The sequence below is a fragment of the Burkholderia sp. APQ4-4ca genome, assembly GCF_057837105.1.
Window position 1 is genome coordinate 15,468 of record NZ_JBYQCG010000098.1, and the last position, 17,958, is coordinate 33,425.

Genomic DNA, 17,958 nt, shown 5'->3' on the forward strand with positions numbered 1-17,958 from the left:
CTATCCCGATGCGGAAGGGGAATTGCGTCCGCATCGCCGTTTACGCGGTATCGTACGGAACCCCAAGCGCGGCGCCCTGCGTCGCGATCCCTTCCTCATGGAACGCCCGATGACAGTCAGCGCCGTGCCACCCGTCTCGTCCCCGCCCGTTCTCGACACGCCACGCCTGATCCTCGAAGGCCATCCGCTCGGCGACTTCGACGCACTCGCCGCGATGTGGGCGGAACCCGGCGTCGTCGCGCACATCTTCAACGGCACGCCCTCCACGCCGCGCGACTCGTGGATGCGCATGCTCGCGTATCGCGGGCTGTGGCCGCTGCTCGGCTATGGGTACTGGGCGATTCGGGAAAAGGCGTCGGGCCGGTATGTCGGCGATCTCGGCTTCGCGGATTTCCACCGGAACATCGAGCCGCCGATTCGCGGCGTGCCGGAAGCCGGCTGGGCGCTGGCGACGTGGGCGCAAGGCAACGGCTATGCGACCGAGGCGCTCGCGGCCGCGCTCGCATGGCTCGACGCGCAACAGCGGTTCGAGCGCAGCGTGTGCCTGATCGCGCCGACCAACGTCGCATCGATCCGGGTCGCGGAGAAAGCCGGTTACGGCGAGCCGCGGCGCATCCGCTTCAACGACGCGGAGTCGCTGATGTTTTCGCGCAAGCGCCGATAGGCGTGGCGAACCGTCCGGCGAGTCAGTCGGCGACCGGTTCGTAGCAATGCATGAAGAGGCCGTCGTCCATCGGCCAGCAGTTGCCGCATTCGTCGCGCAGGATCCAGTCGCCCGGTTTCACCGGACGCCAGCCTTCCGGCGTCGCGACCGCCCACCCCCCGTGACGGTGCTCTACCCGTTCATGGTCGCCGTCGGCGAACCACCGTGTTGCATCGACGAGACCGGCGCGTTTCTTGAATTTCATGCCATCACCGAAGGAAACGAATCTTGGTGTCGCGTAGCCGCGGCGCCCGCATCGGGCAACCGCTGCTGCGCCCGCAGGGCGTTCGTTGCCATGCGGGTTTCGTGCAACGCTTGCCAGCCCTGCGCGACGAGCGCCTCCAGCGTGTCGCGCGCGACCGCGGAGATCGTCACGTCGATCTCCTGCACTTTCATCAGCGCCGCCGCGACCGCGGCCGGTTGATTGGGTGCAAGCGCAACGATGAACGCCGAACGCGTCTCGGCGGCCCCGACAGCTTCGTTCCAGTCGGCACGCGCCACCGCGGCTTCGATGGCGTGCGTGAGTGCTTCGAGACGCTGGACGACTTGCAACGGCGTCATGTCGCTTCTCCGTGAATGATTCGTACTGTCCGCCTTGCAGGCCCGTCGGGAGCCGGCGCGGTGTCGATTGGACCCACGCACATCCGGTTTCGCACGCGGGCAGCATGACGCGACGTGCCGTCGAAACCGGCCGTCGACGCGATCGGGAAACGGAGGCGATCGCACTATACGAGGCGCGTGAATCAGGTTCGGGAATTGTACGGAGCAGGATGCCGGAACGTCGGTAATATTTTGTAGTGATATGTCGACTAACCTTGCCTGGCCTGGGTTCGGCCGGGGGCGAGCGACGCGCGCGACAGCGCATCGGCGCAAACGTTTTCGTCCGAAGGATGCCCCGGTCGCGCATCGTCGCGAGCGCCGCGCCGGGTTTCGCAGCGACCGGTTTTCGACCACACGCGCGGCCCCGCATCGCGGAGCCCCGCGCGTTCCGCCGGGCGTCGGCAATTCCCCCATAGCTAAGCTCACCGAACGATTCGGAATTCACCACATTCCGTTGGAATGTCGCGCAGTATCATCCACGTCGCTTCGGTTACGACGCGTTCGGACTGGCCTGACCGCTCGCCACCTTCCCGTTTTGCCCCTTCGCTTAGCGATGCCCATCCGAATCCTGCTCGTCGAAGACGACGCCCCGCTGTCCGCGCTGATCGCCGATTATCTGCGCAAGCATCATTATCAGGTGGATACGCTGTCAGACGGCGCCGGCGCGGTGCCGGCGATCGTCGCGAGCCGCCCCGACCTCGTGCTGCTCGACGTCAACCTGCCGGGCAAGGACGGCTTCGAGATCTGCCGCGAGGCGCGCATGCACTACGACGGCATCGTGATCATGGTGACGGGCCGCGACGAACCGTTCGACGAATTGCTCGGCCTGGAACTCGGCGCGGACGACTTTCTCCGCAAGCCGGTCGAGCCGCGCCTGCTGCTCGCGCGGATCAAGGGGCAGTTGCGGCGCACGCGCGTGCCGACGGGCGCCCCCGTGCCGGATTCGCCGCAGCGATACGTATTCGGCAAGTTCTCGATCGACCGGACCGACCGCCATGTGCATCTTCCGGACGGCAGCATGCCGCGCCTGACGTCGACCGAATTCGACCTGCTGTGGGCCCTTGCGTGTCGCGCCGGCGAGGTGGTGAGCCGCGAGGACCTGACGTTGCTGTTGCGCGGCATCGCGTTCGACGGCCTCGATCGTTCGATCGACGGCCGCATTTCGACGCTGCGCCGCAAGCTGCGCGACGACGCGAACGAACCGAAACGGATCAAGACCATCCGATCGAAGGGCTATCAGTTCAGCAAGCACGCATGGGATTGAGGCCGCGCGCGGGCCGGCGAATGCGGCCCGCGACTCCCGGGCCACGCTTGCGACTATCGCACGCGTGCCGCATCCGGACTCATACCCGCGTCCGTGTTCGTGTTGGCGCCCGCCTGCCATCCGCCACCAAGCGCCTTGTACAGCGCGACGAGATCGGTAGTCGTCTGCAATGCGCCCTGCTCGGCCTGCTGCCGGCCCTCGGACCATTGCCGCTCGGCGTCCAGCACGTCGAGGAACGGCGACAACCCCTTCCGGTAGCGATCGCGCGCGAGGTCCAGCGCGCCCTGTTCGGCCCGCACCGCATCGTCGAGCGCGGCCGCGCGCGCCTGGTCGGTGCGGTACACGGCCAGCGCATTGTCGACGTCGCGCAGCGCAACGAGCACGGTTTGCCGATAGGCCAGCGCCGCTTCGGCCTGGCGCGCCTGCGACAGCCGCAAGTTCGACACGAGCGCGCCACCGGAAAAAATCGGCAGCGACACGGCCGGCCCGAACGCATAGAACAGGTGCGACCAGTGCGCGAGCTCGCGCACGTGCGACGCGCGCAGGCCGACCTGCCCCGTCAGGGAGATGTCCGGATAGAACTGCGCGACCGCGACGCCGACGTCGGCGGTGGCCGCATGCAGTTCGGCCTCCGCGCGGCGGATGTCGGGGCGCCGGCGCGCGAGCGTCGACGGCAGGCCGACCGGCACGGTCGGCGGCACGTCCGGCAACGCGCGCGGGGCGGCAAGCCAGTCGTCGAGCGCGCCCGGCGCGCCGCCGACCAGATACGCGAGACCGTTGCGCAGCAGCACGATCTGCTGGTCGAACTGCGGCAGTTGCGCGCGGATCTGCGCGAGCCGCGCGTCGGCGCTGCGCACGTCGAGATCGCTCGCGAGACCGTGCGCGGCCTGCTCGCGCGTCAGGTCGCGCAGTTCGCGCTGCGCGTGTTGCAGATCGTCGGCCAGCGCGCGCTGCGCTTGCGCGCCACGCAGTTGCAGATAGGTCTGCGCGACTTCGGCCTCGAGCGACAGCAGCGCATCGTCGCGGCTCGCGACCGCCGCGCGCGTCTGCGCACCGGCCGCTTCGACCGAGCGGCGCACGCGGCCGAACAGGTCCAACTCCCACGATGCGTCGAACCCGGCCTGCCACAGGTTGACCGGCGATTCGAGCGCATCGAGCGCGCCGCGCGCGCCTTGCTGCACGCTCGCGCCGGTGCCCGGCCCGAACCGGTCGAGCGGCGAGCCCGGCGCGCCGAGACGATCGACGCGCTGGTCGATGCCCTGCTCCTCGACGATGCCTTTCAGGCCGAGCTGCTCGCGCTGGTAGCTCGCATTCGCGCGCACGTCCGGCAAACCCTGTGCGGCAGCGGCCCGAACCTGCGCGCGCGCCTGCGCGATGCGCAGCACGGCGGCCTGCACGTCGAGGTTGTCGTGCGCCGCGCGCTCGACGAGCTGATCGAGCAGCGGATCGCCGAACGCGCGCCACCAGCGCGGATCGGGATCTGCATCGACCGTCGGCGACGATCGTGCGGCCGCGCCGGACGCGGGGGCCGCCGCCTGCCCGTCCGCCCGCATCGCATGCCAGGTGTCCGGAACGTCCGCTTGCGGCGGCTTGTAGTCGGGGCCGACGGTGCAGCCCGCGACAATGGCGCATCCCGCGAATAGCGTCACCGCGCGGCACACGATGGAGTGGTTCAGGCGACGGCTATGGTTGTTTCGATACAGGCGCATGTCAGTGCCCTCCCGCGCCGCCCGCGGCCTTCGCCGGCGAGAACAGGAACGTCAGCGGAATGCTGAATGCGCAGAACACCGCGAGGATCGCGAACACGTCGATATACGCGAGGATCGTCGCCTGCGCGATGAATGTCTCGTACAGCCGCCCGGTGGCCGTCTGCAGCGCGGACGAAGGCGGCGCCCCCGTCAGCGCGCTCACCGCGCGTGCGTTCTCCTGCAGCGTATCCCGGAAGTTCTGCGACAGCGTCGACATGTGCGTGGACAGATGCGCCATGCGCGCCTGCGTGCGCTCGCGGATCAGCGCGGTCGACACCGAGATGCCGATCGAGCCCGCGACGTTGCGGAACATCGTGAACAGCGCGGACGCGTCGTCGTTGAGCCGCTGCGGCACGGTCAGGTACGCGAGCGTCGTGATCGGCACGAACATGAAGCCGATCGCGAGCGACTGCGCGCACCGGATCATCATCAGATGCGTGTAATCGATGTCCGGCACCAGCGTGCGCGAATAGATCAGCGAACCGCACAGCAGCACGAAGCCGAACCCGACCAGATAGCGCGTCTGCACGTGCGGCATCAGCCGGCTCACGATCGGAATCTCGAGCGTGATCAGCAGCGCGCCGGGCGACAGCACGAGGCCCGCGAGCGTCGCCGTGTAGCCGAGACGCTGCTGCGCGAGCTGCGGCACGATCACCGCGCTGCCGTACAGCACGGCCGCGAACGTCGCGATCGTCACGCAGCCGAGCGCGAAATTGCGGTCGCGCAGGCACGACAGGTCGACCACCGGCTTCTTCGTGCGCAGCAACCACAGCGTCGCGCCGACCAGCCCGAGCACGGACAGCACGGCGAAGACGCGGATGAAGTTCGAGCCGAACCAGTCCTCGTCCTCGCCGCGATCGAGCATCACCTGCAGGCAGCCGAGCCCGATCGCGATCAGCCCGATGCCGATGTAGTCGATGGAAATTCCGCGTTCGGCGCCGCGCCGCCACGGCGGATCCTCGACGAGCTGCATCACCGCGAGCACGGTCAGCGCGCCGATCGGCACGTTGAGCAGGAACACCCAGCGCCACGAGAAATGGTCGGTGATCCAGCCGCCGAGCGTCGGCCCGAGCACCGGCGCGACGACGATCGCGATCGCCGAGATCGAGAACGCGCGGTTGCGCTGGGCGGGCGGGAACGTATCGAGGATGATCGACTGCTGGTTCGGCTGCAGCCCGCCGCCGAACAGCCCCTGCAGCACGCGAAACACGATCAGTTCGCCGAGGTTGGTCGCGACGCCGCACAGGAACGAGCACACGGTGAACGCGGCGATGCACAGCAGGAAGTAGCGCTTGCGGCCGAGCAGGCGCCCGAGGAACCCCGAGATCGGCAGCACGATGCCGTTCGCGACCAGATACGACGTGAGCGTCCAGGTCGCCTCGTCGTAGCTCGCCGACATCGTGCCGGCGATGTGCGGCAGCGCGACGTTGACGATCGTCGTGTCGAGCACTTCCATGAACGCGGCGAGCGTGACGACGATCGCAATGAGCCACGGGTTCGCGGCCGGGCGCCATGCGCCGTCGGATGCGCCGCTGCGGTCGGGCGGCCGGTTCATCGGCGGGCCTCGTCAAGTGGAAACGGCATGCGGGTATCGGGCATCGGATCGCTCCGGTCGACACAGGCCGCGGCACGGCGACCGGTCATTTCAGGTGGACGGTCGGCACGGCCGACAGGCCGAGACCGAGCGGCGGACGGTTCGGCAGCGGGCCGTCGAGCACGATCTTCACCGGCACGCGCTGCACGATCTTCACGAAATTGCCGGTCGCGTTCTCGGTCGGGAACGCGGAGAAGCGCGAGCCGCTGCCAAGCTGGATGCTGTCGACGTGGCCGTGCAGATCGAGATCGGGATATGCGTCGACCGACACGTCGACGCGGTCGCCGACGCGCATCCGCTCGAGCTGCGACTCCTTGAAATTCGCGGTGATCCACACGCGCGGCGTGACGAGCGAGAAGATCGACGTGCCCGCTTGCAGGAACGAGCCCAGTTGCACGTTGCGCCGCGTGACCCAGCCGTCGGACGGCGCGCGCATCTCGCAGTACGACAGGTTCAGGTTGGCCGTTTCGAGCTGCGCGCGCGCCTGCAGCACCTGCTGGCGGCGTTCCTCGACGGCCGTCTCGGCTTGCCGAATCTGCTGCGGCACGAGGCTCGCGGTGCGCGCCTGGGCCTGGGCCATCGCGACGTTCGCATCGGCGGTCGCGCGCTGCGCGTCGGCCGCGTCGATCGCCTGCTGGGAGGTTGCGCGCGCATCGACCGTGCGCTGCCGCTCCTGCGCGGCGAGCGCCTGCCGGTATGCGGCTTCCGCGGATTCGATCTGCGCGCGCGCCTGCCGGTACTGGGCCGGATACTGCACGCGCGCGATATCGAGCTGCACGCGCGCCGCGTCGAGCTGCGCCTGCGCGAGACCGAGTTGCGCCTGCGCGGCGTCGACCTGCGCGCGGTAGTCGCGCGGATCGATCTCGACGAGCACGTCGCCGCGGCGCACGAACGTGTTGTCGTCGACCGCCAGCCGCGTCACGTAGCCGGACACGTGCGGCGCGACCGCGACCGCGTTGCCGTCGGTGTACGCATCGTCGGTGCTTTCCTGGTTGCGCGTGGCGAACCACCAAATGAGCCCGCCGACGAGCAGCACCAACACCACCGCGCCGAGGATGATCAGCGGCTTCTTGCCGGGCCGTTTGCGTTCGCCTTCGCCGTTGTTGCCGTTGCCGTTGCCGTCGCCGCCGGTGCGGCCGCCGCGATCGTCGTGCGGATGGTGATCGCCGCCCCCGCCGCCCGGCGCGTCGGTCGGCCGCTCGCCGTTGCCGCCCGGCGCGGCGCCCGAGCCGCCGGCGCCGGCGCCGGACTGACCGTCACCCGCCCGCGCGACGGCGGCAGGCCGGCGCTCGAACGCCGGCCACGGCACGCGCAGCGGCGTCGACGGTACGACGCCGGCCATTGCCGACGCAAGCGCGTCCGGCTGGCCGGCGCCGTACCGTCCCGGCGTCATCGCGCGCCGGAGCACGACGCCGGATCGCTTACGAACGGATAACGGGAACAAGATCGCATCGGGCATGAAACGGGGCTCCTGGCGGCGGGCGCGAGCGTCATTGCCCGCGCCGACCTCAAGCGCGCGATCAAGCAAGCAGCGGGCCCGCCAACGTGCTTCGTTCGACCGCGGCACGTCCGATGCGCGATCCGTACGCTTCAACGACCCCGACAGGACTCGCGAACCATGACACGTTCGACCTCACTCGACACCGACACACGCGATGAAGATCGCGGCGACAGCAAGCCCGGCCCCGAGGGCAAGCGCCGCGGCACGAGCACGCCACCGCCGCGCAGTGCGCGCGACCCCGCCGAAGGCAAACCGGACGGAACGGAAAACGGGACGCCGCCCCATCGTCCGCCATCCGGCGAACACGGCGAACATGGCGACGCGTGATCGCCGCGCGTCGCCCCCGTCCACGCTCCCGAATCGGCCGCAAGAAACGGCGGCAGAAATGACAAGCCGTTGAAAAATCGCGGGCGACGATCGACAGGTTCGGCCGAAACGTTCACACGCGGCTCCGTGCGAGCGCGACGCGGGCACGCACGTTGCGGCACAGGCGCATGGATCTTTCAATCACCCGCCACTTGCCCTGCATGACGCTACCCGACCCGTCCGATTTCCCTGTTCGCGCGGTGCCGCTGGCGCCGCTGGCGAAGGAACGCGCCACGATCGTCTGCCTTCGCAACCGGCGCGTGCTGCTGGTCGCGCGCGGGCGGTCGTCGCGGTGGACGCTGCCGGGCGGCGTGATCCGGCGCGGCGAATCGGCGCTCGACGCCGCGCATCGCGAACTTCGGGAGGAAACGGGGCTTGCCGATCTCGAACTCGCGTATTTCTTCTACGTGGACGGCAGCGTGAAACGCCATCACGTCTTCGTCGCGAGCCTGCCGCGCGGCGCGCACGCGTGCCCGGGACGTGAAATAGCGCTGTGCCGCTGGGTCGGCATCGACGCGGTGGCGCACTGGCCGGCAAGCGCGCCGACGCAGCGCATCATCCGTCAGTTCGCGGGCCTGTGTGTCGCCAGCGGCCCGCAACCGGACCCGGACGCGCTCACGCGTCTTTCGTCGTCTCGTTGAGACCGGCGGCCGGCGGCTGGGGATCGCGCGTGAGCCCTTGCGCGAACACCTTCAACCCTTCGAGCAGCGGCGTCAGCGCATCCCACAGCGCCTCGTCGTGCAGCAGCCGATAAATGCCGCGCACGCCGGGCGCGACATGCGCGTGCTGTCCCGGCTGCCACGCGCCGACGTGATGCAGCGCGTCGGCCGCCGCGAACGCGGCGCGACCGAACTGTTCCGGCGGAATACGCGACAGCGCCGTCACCAGCATCGCCAGATTTTGCATGCCACTCTGCATGCCGGGCTTGTCGAGCGCGTCGACGAACGTGTCGGCGAGCCGTGCGTTCGCGCTGACGACCTCGTTCGCGAAGCGCAGGAAGCCGTGCCGATGCAGACTGCCGAGCAGGTGTTCGAGCGCGTCGTGCGCACCGGGCTCGGGCGGCGGGGATGTCGTATCGGGCTGGCGATCCGTCATAGGCTTGCTCCGGTTGAGGCGCCAGGCTGCCGTCGTACCGGCGGCCGTGCGTGCGCCGAATGCGTGTCGTACTCGTTCGCCGGCCCCCGCCGAGGCGGGCAGCCGCGGCCGCGTCAGTGCGAATGACCGTCGGGCGGCGCCTTGTATTCGCTGCGCGCGCCCATCGCGTCCTCGACGTGATGCACGCCCTGCAGCGCGGCGACGCCGTCGATCAACGCCTGCCGCTCGGCCTCCTCGACCTGTCCGGTGAGGCACACGTTGCCGTGCTCGACACTCACGTCGATGTCGCGCGGGCGACCGACGAGCCGGCCGAGCGCCGCACGCACGCGTTCGGCGACCTGCACGTCGTTCGCATCGCCCGCGAGCCAGTCGGCCCGCAGGCCGGCGATCGCGCCGCGCGCATGGTCGGCCGCCCGCTTCACCTGCGCATTCGTGTAGTCGGCCACGCCGTGCCGCCCGGCCACCGCCTTGTCGCGCAGATACGCACGGCGACGCCGGCCGGACGACGGATCGAGGAAGTACATCGCGGCCGCCCCGCAGGCGACGGCCACCGCAAGATTCAACAGCGGATTCGAAGGAGTTCTGGAGTTCATGGAAGCACCGTAGGCAATACCCGGAACGACCGGGCTTCGTTTCGGTATGCAGCACATGTCGTTCCCCGCTGCGCGCATCGCGTGCACGCGCTCGCGCCGCAAGGCGGCGCCAGAAACGACAAGCGTTTGAAAAATCATCGGGCCGCGCATCGCTCGATCGGAAAATCAGACGATCCGACGATCACGATTCGGGCGGCGCGTCGGCCGTTTCCGCACGCTTCTCGCCCGGCTCGTCCTCGCCGCGCTCGGCCGCGCGCTGCGCCATTTCGACGTAGGTCTGCGCCAACGCGCGCAATTCCTCCTCCGACGCATCCTCGATCCCGATCAGCCGGTCGCTCGCCGCGCGCGTGACCGCGAGCAGTTCGTCGAGCTTCAGGTGCAACGCCACGCTGTCGCGATTCTGGTTGCGCTGCAACAGGAACACCATCAGGAACGTGATGATCGTGGTGCCGGTATTGATGACGAGCTGCCACGCGTCGGAGTAGTGAAACACCGGCCCGCTCACGAGCCACAGCACGGTGATGGCGACCGCGCTGCCGAACGCCACCGGTGAGCCCGCCCACGTAGTCACGCCCGACGCAAAACGTTCGAACGCGCGGGTGACGGTGTTCCCGGCCGGCCGGGAACGGGCACCGGGCCCGCACGCCGTGTCGCGACGATCGCTCGGTGGTTCGTTGGGTTCGCGCATGAAAGCCTCCGGATTCGATGATTTGTTGGAATGTGCGCGGGAGCCGCCGCATCGCCCGCCGCGAACCGGTCGCAAACTGGAGGCTTGGGGGGCGGTCCCGTGTGTACGCGCCGTCGAGCCCAGCATTACGCGTGCCTGCCCCCCCAACGCCGGTGCGCGCTTTACCGCGGCGCGTGCGTGTCCTCGTCGCCCGGGAAATAGCGCGTGTCGGTCAGTTGCGCGATGCCGTCGAGATCCGGAAAGATCGTCGCGATGCTCACGCCGACGCCCGCAAGCTCCTGCCGGATCGTCGCGAACCGGGCGCCCGGCACGACGATCCGCATGAGGCGGCCGGCGAGATCCGCGTCCTCGTCGAGCGGCACGAAGCGCTCGTCACGCGCGTCATAACGGTGAATCGTGAACCAGCCCTCCTGCGCGGTGATCCTCGGCATCACGTGGCGAGGCCGAAACACCTTGGTGCGCGTGACCTCCAGCGGCGCACGCCGTTCGGCGGCGGTCGCGATGTCGTCGGCGTCGTGCGACAGGCACCACACCACGCCGTCTCCACCCGATTCGCTCGCGCGCCTCACCGCGAACCACAGCGCGGCCAGCGCGTTGCCGGACCAGTCGAGCAGGCGCGTGCGCATCCCGTGCTGCTGCGCGAGCGCAAGCCAGTCGCACGCATCGAGGTTCTGTCCGGGTTCGAGATGCGGCAGCGCGCGCCGCGTGAATTCGTCGAGCATCCGCGCTTCGACGTCGGGCGACGCGCGCTGCCGCGCGATCCCCGGCACGAGCGGCCAGCCGGCGTTGCACTGGCCACGAAACAGGCGCAGCGCCATCGTCTGCCGCTGCGCGCCGATCACCGTCATGTAGTCGGCCACGCTGTCGATCGAGCGATCTTCTGCCACACGCTTGTCGTCCATGCATCGTGCCTCCTGCCGCGACTACCGTGCTGGCGGCCATTGCGTCGGCGCGGGGCCGGTTTCGCCGCTTGCCGAGTGCTGAACCGCCGCTACAGCCGGCCGCGTATCGACGTCTCGCATCGCGATTCACGGCGTCTTGCCGTGCTCCTTCTGCCAGCGCTCCATCAACGCGATCTCGTCGCGCTGCGCGGCGACGATCCGGCTCGCGAGCTGCCTCAGCGTCGGGTCCTTGCCGTATTTGAGCTCGACCTGCGCCATGTCGATCGCGCCCTGGTGATGCGGCGCCATGTGCGCGACGAAATCGCGGTCGGCGTCGCCGGTGTATGGCGCGCCCTCCATCGCTTCCATCATCTTTCGGTCGGCGCGCTTGAACGCCTGCGTGGACGTGTCGGGCACGCTGGCGGGATCGGGCGGGCGCAACTGTGCCGCCGCCGGCAGCGCCGATGCACACGCCGCCAGCAGCGCGCAGGCTGCACCGCGGCGTATGAATGGACGGTTGAATGCAGGCATGAGACGAATCCTCGACAAGAAAGTGAATGGAGCGGGTGCGGCATCGTGGCTCGCACGCGCACGTCGTATCGGCCGCCAGCGGAGCTGCGCCGCGCAATTCATCGCCATCGCGCACGCGCATGGGCCTCGCCGCGCGCGACCAGCGCTCGGATGCGCTCGGCGGTACGGCACGCGATCGCCTGGATCGTCAGCGACGGATTCACGCCGCCGACCGTCGGAAACACCGATCCGTCGCACACCCACAGGTTCGGGATGTCCCAGCTACGACAGTCGGCATCGACGACGCTCGTCGCCGGGTCGCCGCCCATCCGCACGGTGCCGGCGAGATGGCACGTGTCGTCCTCCTCGTGCCAGATGTCCCGTGCGCCGGCCGCTTCCAGCGAACGCCCCATCTGCGCGAGCGCATGGCGGATCATCCGGCGGTCGTTGTCGTCGTACGAATAGGTGACGCGCGCGACCGGCAGCCCGAACGCGTCGCGCTCGTCGGCGAGCGTCACGCGGTTGTCCGCGCGCGGCAGCGTCTCGCCGACGATCTTCAGGCCGGCCTGGAAGTTGTAGCGCGCCATCTCGCGCTTGAGCGCATCGCCCCACAGCCCGCGCGCGGCGACCTTGCGCGCCCATTCGATCGGCAGCGGCCCCTGGCTCATCCAGCAATAGCCGCCGAAGAAATCCTTGCCTTCGTCCGCGTAGTTCCAGTGCTCGGTGATCGACAGCGACGGCGGCCCCTTGTACCAGCGCACTTCGTCGTCCATCGTCCCCCACGACGCCTGGTTGAGCTGCGCCATCAGGTAGCGGCCGACGAGGCCCGAGCTGTTCGCGAGCCCCTGCGGATGGCGCCCGTTCGCGGACAGCAGCAACAGGCGCGGCGTCTCGATCGCATAACCGGCGACGACGACGTTGCGCGCGCGCTGGAACCGGGTGCGGCCGTCGCGCCGGTAGTGCACCCCGGTCACGCGATCGCCTTCGGCGTCGATCCGCAGCGCCATCGCGAGATCGCGCACTTCGGCGCCGGCCGCGACCGCGCGCGGTATCCACGTGACGAGCGCGCTCTGTTTCGCGTTGGTCGCGCAGCCGGCGATGCAGAAGCCGCGATACACGCACGGATGCGCGCGGCCGCGCGGCGCGGAGAGCGTCGCGAGCGGCGTCGGCGTCCAGTCGATGCCCATCGCCTCGGCGCCGCGCGCGAGCACGAGCGCGGCCGCGTTCAGTTCGTGTGCGCGATACGGATAGCGCGGCCGCGGCGGCCCCCACGGGTAGTTCACCGGCCCGCTGATTTTCAGCGCCTGTTCGACTTCGCGGTAGTAGCGCCACATCTCGCGCCAGTCGAGCGGCCAGTCGACGCCGTAGCCGAGCGCGCTACGCGAGCGAAACCACTCGGGCCGGAACCGCAGCGACACCATCGCGAAATGCACGGTGCTGCCGCCGACCGCCCGGCCGCTGTTGTTGGTGCCGAGCGTCAGCGGATCGGCGCCGTCGCAGATCCGCTCGTCGGTCCAGAACAGCTTGTGCTGATGCGTTTCATCCGACGCGAATTCCTCGAGCGGCCGCCACCACGCGCCCGCGTCGAGCGCGACGACCGAGAAACCGTATTCGGCGAGCTTGCACGCGAGCGTGCCGCCGCCCGCGCCGGTGCCGACGATCACGAAGTCGACCGCGTCGTCGTCGCGGAACATCCGCATCGGCGACCAGCCGCCCACGCGCAGCGGATCGGGCGCACGACCGTCGCGGCCGCGCGGCGTCGGAGCGGACAGCGGTTCATCGGCGGCCATCGCGATCGCCCTCCTCCGTGCGCATTTCCGCTTCCCATGGGTCGCGTCGGTTGAAATCCATTCGCACGTAGCCGCGCGGGCTCGCAGGGCCGCCGAAGCCGATCTCGTTCCACGCGAACGGATGGCCGTAATACGCGCCGCAAATATCCATCAGCACGCGCTTCATGAAGAACGTGTGCGGGTCCATGCCGGCCCAGGCCGGCGCGACCTGCGGATCGATGCGGCCGTTCTGCACCGCGTGCAGCAACGCATCGGCGTCGCGTGCGCCGAGCGCCGCGAACGCGCAGCCATGCGCGTGCCGCGCCATCGCGTCGAGTGCGGCGAGGCCCGTGCGCCATGCGATGCGCAGCGGCGGGAGGCGTGCATCGCGATAGCCGTCGCCGTCGTCGGCGGCGAGCCGCGCGTCGACCAATGCGGCGGTCGGGATCGCGCCAGCGCCGCCCGCCTGCTGCGGCACGATGCGCGCGCACAACGCCGCGAGCGACGCAAATCGTTCGACATCGAGATGGCGTGGTGCATTGGCCGCGATGCGCAGACGTGCATCGATCGCACGCCGCGTCGCATCGTTCCACGACGGCGAGTCGCGCTTCGCGAGCACGTCGTAACCCGGATAGCGCGGCAACCCGACGGGCTTGCGGCTTGCGTCGCTCATGACGCCTCCCGTTCGGCGAGCGCGGTCGCGGCGAGCCCCGCGATCGCGAGCGCGGTGAAGCTCGGTGGCGCCGGCAGCGGCGGACCCGACAGCAGGTTCTGCGACCAGTTGCGCCAGCCGCCCATCTGCCGCGCGACGCCGCGCGCATGGAACGCGACGCCGACGAACCCGAGCACGGCCGTCGCGCGCAGCCACCCGCGGCAGAAGCGCCGCTCGGCGCGCGGACGCGACAGCGCGAGTTGAGCAGTCGCCAGCGCGGCCACCGGCGGCACGACGAGCGGCGCGAACATCGCGCGATGCTGGAACGCGCCGCGAAAATGCAGCAGCCCGACTTCGCCGAGCGTGCCGACGAGCCCCGCCGTGACGAGCCCGGCCAGCGCGCGCCCGGCCGGCAGTCCGGCGAGCCGCGGCGCATCGGCCGGGCTCTCGCGCAACCGCTCGCCCGCCGCGCCCAGCGCGCCGGACAGCAAAAGCGCGAACGGTGCGCCGAGCGGTGCGCCGTAGAACAGGTTGTGCCAACTGAATCCGCCCGGCCGCTTCGTCACGTTGTACAGATGGAACGCGGAGCCGGCGACGCCCACCGCGGCCGACGCGACGTGCACCGCGTCGCGCAACCGATGACGCTCGGGCGTGTCGTCCGTGTGACCGTGCACGCTCGCGATCACCGACAGCGTCGACATCGCGAGCGGCGCGAGCATCGCGCGATTGTGGAAGGCGCCGCGATAGTGCTCGACGCCGCTGTCGGCGAGCACCGAGCCGGCCAGCAGCAGCGCGCTGCGATTGAGCAACCGTGCGGCGTCGGCCAGCAACCTGTCACGCTCGGCGGCGCGACGTCGGGGGTGTCGCATCGTTTCTCCTCGTCCGTATTCAGCACGCGAAATCCAGCAGATCGGCGGCGCGCAATTCGAGGCCGAGCCCCGTGCGCGTCGCGTCGATTTCCAAAGCGCCGTCGACGAGCGTCGGCGCGCCGTCGAACAGCATCCGCTCGAGGCGGACATGATCGTGAAACCATTCGACGTGGCGCAGGCGCGGCGCCGCGCAGCCGACGTGCCGGTGCAGCGCGGGCGCGCAGTGCGCGGACAGGTCGACGTGATACGCCTCGGCCAGCGCCGCGGCCGCGAGAAAGCCGCTGACGCCGCCGCAGCGCGTCGCATCGGCCTGCAGCACGTCCACCGCGTGGCATTCCAGCAAGCGCCGGAAATCGTCGGGCGTATACGCGTATTCGCCGGCCGCGACGTCAACCCGCGGGCCGACGTACTCCCGCACGAACCGCAGCCCGGCGACGTCGTCGCTGCTGACCGGCTCCTCGAACCAGCGAATGTCGCAATCGGCGGCGGCCTGCGCGAACGCGAGCGCGGTGCGCGGCGCATACGCGCCGTTCGCATCGACGAACAGGTCGACCTCGGGGCCGAGCGCGTCGCGCGCCGCGCGCACGCGCGAGAGGTCGCGCACATCTTCCGCACCGATCTTGATCTTGCACGCGCGCACGTGTTCGGCGCGCCAGCCGTCGAGCTGCGCGGCGAGCGTTGGCGCATCGTAAGTCGTGAAACCGCCGCTGCCGTACACCGGCACGCGTTCGCGCAGCCGGCCCAGCAGCACCGCGAGCGGCACGTCGGCGAGTTTCGCCTTCGCGTCCCACAGCGCGACGTCGAGCGCCGAAATCGCGGTCGCCGCGATCCCGCCGCGGCCGATGTTGCGCACCGCCCGCCACAACGCATCGACCGCGGCCGGGATGTCCGCCACCGGCCGCTTGCGCAACACGCCGGCCAGCAGCGACGTCACGAGCGGTACGGCACTGGCGTCCGTATACGTATAGCCGAGCCCCGTCACGGGCCCCGCGTCGATCTCGACGACGACGACCGTCGTCGCGGTCCATGCGTAGGTGCCGTCGGCTTCGGGCCGGTCGGTCGGCACGCGGTACGCGCGGGCGCGCACGTCGTCGATCGCCGGCGCGGCGGAAAGTGCCATCGTTGCGCTCCGGTCAGCTTGCTATTGGCTTGCGGACATCGCGTGCAACCGATGTGCCCGACGCCACGCGGGGCGGCACGTGCCTTGCGCGAGCGCCTCCCATCGGCTCATCCCAACCAAGGAGAAACGGCATGGCGACAGTGGCGGATTTCATCGTCGAACGGCTGTACGACTGGGGCGTGCGCCGCATCTACGGCTACCCGGGCGACGGCATCAACGGCTTTTTCGGCGCGCTGAACCGCGCGGACGGCAAGATCGAATTCATCCAGGCGCGCCACGAGGAGATGGCGGCCTTCATGGCGTCCGCGCATGCAAAATTTACAGGCGAGCTCGGCGTGTGCGTCGCGACGTCGGGCCCGGGCGCCGCGCACCTCGTGACGGGCCTCTACGACGCGCGGCTCGACCACATGCCGGTGCTCGCGATCGTCGGCCAGCAGGCGCGCGCGGCGCTCGGCGGCCACTATCAGCAGGAGGTGGATCTTCCCGCGCTTTTCAAGGACGTTGCGGGCGCATTCGTTCAGCTTGCGACGGTGCCGGGCCAGGTGCGCCATCTGGTGGACCGCGCGGTGCGCACCGCGCTCGGTGCGCGCGCGGTCACCGCGCTCGTGCTGCCGAACGATCTGCAGGAACTCGACTACGCGCCGCCGAAGCGCGCGCACGGCACCGTGCATTCGGGGGTCGGCTATACCGCGCCGAAAGTCGTGCCGTATGCGGACGACCTGCGACGCGCGGCCGACGTGCTCAACGCGGGGTCGAAAGTCGCGATGCTGGTCGGCGCCGGTGCGCTGAAGGCAACCGACGAGGTGATCGCGGTGGCCGACCGGCTGGGCGCGGGCGCCGCGAAAGCGCTGCTCGGCAAGGCCGCGCTGCCGGACGACCTGCCGTGGGTCACCGGCTCGATCGGGCTGCTCGGCACCAAGCCGAGCTACGAGCTGATGACCGAATGCGACACGCTGCTGGTCGTTGGCTCCGGCTTTCCGTATTCGGAATTCCTGCCGAAGGAAGGCCAGGCGCGCGGCGTGCAGATCGACCTGAAGGCCGACATGCTGAGCCTGCGCTACCCGATGGAAGTCAACCTGGTCGGCGACAGCGCCGAGACGCTGCGCGCGCTGCTGCCGCTTCTGAACGAGCGCCGCGACACCGCGTGGCGCGACCGGATCGCGAAATGGAACGATGACTGGCACGAGACGCTCGCGGCGCGCGCGGCCGCGAAGGCGAGCGCCGGACGCGGCGTGAACCCGCAGCGCGCGTTTACCGAGCTGTCGCCACGCCTGCCCGACGACGTGATCCTGACGAGCGATTCGGGCTCCTGCGCGAACTGGTACGCGCGCGACCTGATGATGCGGCGCGGGATGATGGGGTCGCTTTCGGGCGGGCTCGCGTCGATGGGCGCCGCGGTGCCGTACGCGATCGCCGCGAAGTTCGCGTATCCGATGCGCCCGGTGATCGCGATGGTCGGCGACGGCGCGATGCAGATGAACAACATGGCCGAGCTGATCACCGTCGCGAAATACTGGCGCCAGTGGCCCGACCCGCGCTGGATCTGCATGGTGCTGAACAACGAGGACCTGAACCAGGTCACGTGGGAGCAGCGCGTGATGGAAGGCGACCCGAAGTTCGACGCATCGCAGCAGATTCCGAACGTGCCGTACTACCGCTTCGCGACGCTGCTCGGCCTCAAGGGCATCTACGTCGACGATCCGGAACAGCTCGGCGCCGCGTGGGACGAAGCGCTCGCGTCGGACCGGCCGGTCGTGCTCGAGGTGAAAAGCGACCCCGAGGTGCCGCCGCTGCCGCCGCACGTGACGTTGCAGCAGGCGAAGCATTTCGCCGAAACGCTGGTGAGAGGCGATCCGCGCGAGGGCAACGTGATCGTCGAGACCGCGCGGCAGGTGTTGTCGGCCGTGCTGCCGGGCAATGGCGAACACGGCGATAAACACGGCGACAAGCGAGGCAAGGGAGGGAAAAGCGAATCGTAAGCAAGACGCGCGTGCGGGACGGCGCG

At 69.8% G+C, this 17,958-nt stretch carries 19 protein-coding genes; 5 read left to right on the forward strand and 14 right to left on the reverse strand.

Going from position 1 to position 17,958, the window contains the following annotated elements; genetic code table 11:
- The first annotated feature begins 97 nt into the window (after positions 1–97).
- Complete coding sequence (locus AC3IFE_RS11400; RefSeq protein ID WP_089471289.1) at positions 98–664, forward strand: GNAT family N-acetyltransferase; 567 nt, start codon at positions 98–100, stop codon at positions 662–664.
- A gap of 22 nt (positions 665–686) precedes the next feature.
- On the opposite strand, the gene AC3IFE_RS11405 is transcribed toward AC3IFE_RS11400, so the two are convergent.
- Both AC3IFE_RS11405 and AC3IFE_RS11410 read right to left on the reverse strand, forming a co-directional pair.
- A complete protein-coding gene (locus tag AC3IFE_RS11405; protein ID WP_089471288.1) occupies positions 687–908 on the reverse strand; it encodes a hypothetical protein in 222 nt (73 codons plus the stop codon).
- Positions 905–1,264 carry a hypothetical protein gene (locus tag AC3IFE_RS11410; RefSeq protein ID WP_489190581.1) on the reverse strand — a complete coding sequence of 120 codons (360 nt, stop codon included), beginning with the start codon at positions 1,262–1,264 and terminating at the stop codon, positions 905–907. Before AC3IFE_RS11410 ends, AC3IFE_RS11405 begins: the two co-directional genes overlap by 4 nt.
- 592 nt (positions 1,265–1,856) lie before the next feature.
- On the opposite strand from AC3IFE_RS11410, the gene AC3IFE_RS11415 reads away from it, so the two are divergent.
- On the forward strand, positions 1,857–2,567 hold the full coding sequence (locus tag AC3IFE_RS11415; protein ID WP_489190582.1) for a response regulator: 711 nt from the start codon (positions 1,857–1,859) through the stop codon (positions 2,565–2,567).
- 53 nt (positions 2,568–2,620) lie between these two features.
- Here AC3IFE_RS11415 and AC3IFE_RS11420 read toward each other — a convergent pair whose 3' ends face one another.
- The 3 genes from AC3IFE_RS11420 to AC3IFE_RS11430 form a co-directional block, all read right to left on the reverse strand.
- Positions 2,621–4,276 (reverse strand): efflux transporter outer membrane subunit, encoded by a 1,656-nt coding sequence (locus AC3IFE_RS11420; RefSeq protein ID WP_489190583.1) that lies wholly within the window; start codon positions 4,274–4,276, stop codon positions 2,621–2,623.
- 1 nt (position 4,277) lies between these two features.
- Entirely contained in the window at positions 4,278–5,870 is a 1,593-nt protein-coding gene (locus tag AC3IFE_RS11425) for a DHA2 family efflux MFS transporter permease subunit (protein ID WP_089471285.1), read from the reverse strand.
- 85 nt (positions 5,871–5,955) lie between these two features.
- The gene (locus AC3IFE_RS11430) at positions 5,956–7,368 is read right to left on the reverse strand and encodes an HlyD family secretion protein (RefSeq protein WP_489190584.1); all 1,413 of its coding nucleotides are present in this window, start codon (positions 7,366–7,368) and stop codon (positions 5,956–5,958) included.
- 159 nt (positions 7,369–7,527) lie between these two features.
- Here AC3IFE_RS11430 and AC3IFE_RS11435 point away from each other — a divergent pair, with 159 nt between their 5' ends.
- Both AC3IFE_RS11435 and AC3IFE_RS11440 read left to right on the forward strand, forming a co-directional pair.
- Positions 7,528–7,737 (forward strand): hypothetical protein, encoded by a 210-nt coding sequence (locus AC3IFE_RS11435; protein ID WP_489190585.1) that lies wholly within the window; start codon positions 7,528–7,530, stop codon positions 7,735–7,737.
- A gap of 167 nt (positions 7,738–7,904) precedes the next feature.
- Positions 7,905–8,417 (forward strand): NUDIX hydrolase, encoded by a 513-nt coding sequence (locus tag AC3IFE_RS11440; protein WP_489190586.1) that lies wholly within the window; start codon positions 7,905–7,907, stop codon positions 8,415–8,417.
- Here the strand turns inward: AC3IFE_RS11440 and AC3IFE_RS11445 are convergent.
- From AC3IFE_RS11445 to AC3IFE_RS11485, 9 genes are all read right to left on the reverse strand, one after another.
- Positions 8,392–8,871: a DUF1641 domain-containing protein gene (locus tag AC3IFE_RS11445; RefSeq protein ID WP_489190587.1), complete on the reverse strand. Its 480-nt coding sequence runs from the start codon at positions 8,869–8,871 to the stop codon at positions 8,392–8,394. The genes AC3IFE_RS11440 and AC3IFE_RS11445 overlap by 26 nt on opposite strands.
- A gap of 113 nt (positions 8,872–8,984) precedes the next feature.
- Positions 8,985–9,464, reverse strand: coding sequence for a BON domain-containing protein (locus tag AC3IFE_RS11450; RefSeq protein ID WP_489190588.1), 480 nt, complete (start codon positions 9,462–9,464; stop codon positions 8,985–8,987).
- A 181-nt stretch (positions 9,465–9,645) separates the two neighbouring features.
- Positions 9,646–10,152 (reverse strand): low affinity iron permease family protein, encoded by a 507-nt coding sequence (locus AC3IFE_RS11455; protein WP_489190590.1) that lies wholly within the window; start codon positions 10,150–10,152, stop codon positions 9,646–9,648.
- Between the two features lie 161 nt (positions 10,153–10,313).
- Positions 10,314–11,054 (reverse strand): FRG domain-containing protein, encoded by a 741-nt coding sequence (locus tag AC3IFE_RS11460; protein ID WP_489190591.1) that lies wholly within the window; start codon positions 11,052–11,054, stop codon positions 10,314–10,316.
- Positions 11,055–11,180: 126 nt separating this feature from the next.
- Positions 11,181–11,564, reverse strand: a complete 384-nt coding sequence (gene copM, locus AC3IFE_RS11465; protein WP_489190592.1) for a CopM family metallochaperone — start codon at positions 11,562–11,564, stop codon at positions 11,181–11,183.
- A gap of 98 nt (positions 11,565–11,662) precedes the next feature.
- On the reverse strand, positions 11,663–13,333 hold the full coding sequence (locus AC3IFE_RS11470; protein ID WP_489190593.1) for a GMC family oxidoreductase: 1,671 nt from the start codon (positions 13,331–13,333) through the stop codon (positions 11,663–11,665).
- Positions 13,320–13,985, reverse strand: coding sequence for a gluconate 2-dehydrogenase subunit 3 family protein (locus AC3IFE_RS11475; protein ID WP_489190594.1), 666 nt, complete (start codon positions 13,983–13,985; stop codon positions 13,320–13,322). Before AC3IFE_RS11475 ends, AC3IFE_RS11470 begins: the two co-directional genes overlap by 14 nt.
- Entirely contained in the window at positions 13,982–14,833 is an 852-nt protein-coding gene (locus AC3IFE_RS11480) for a hypothetical protein (RefSeq protein WP_489190595.1), read from the reverse strand. Before AC3IFE_RS11480 ends, AC3IFE_RS11475 begins: the two co-directional genes overlap by 4 nt.
- Positions 14,834–14,852: 19 nt before the next feature.
- Positions 14,853–15,953 carry an enolase C-terminal domain-like protein gene (locus AC3IFE_RS11485; RefSeq protein ID WP_489190597.1) on the reverse strand — a complete coding sequence of 367 codons (1,101 nt, stop codon included), beginning with the start codon at positions 15,951–15,953 and terminating at the stop codon, positions 14,853–14,855.
- Between the two features lie 131 nt (positions 15,954–16,084).
- Between AC3IFE_RS11485 and AC3IFE_RS11490 the strand changes: the two genes are divergently transcribed.
- On the forward strand, positions 16,085–17,932 hold the full coding sequence (locus tag AC3IFE_RS11490) for a thiamine pyrophosphate-requiring protein (protein ID WP_489190598.1): 1,848 nt from the start codon (positions 16,085–16,087) through the stop codon (positions 17,930–17,932).
- The last annotated feature ends 26 nt before the right edge of the window (positions 17,933–17,958 follow it).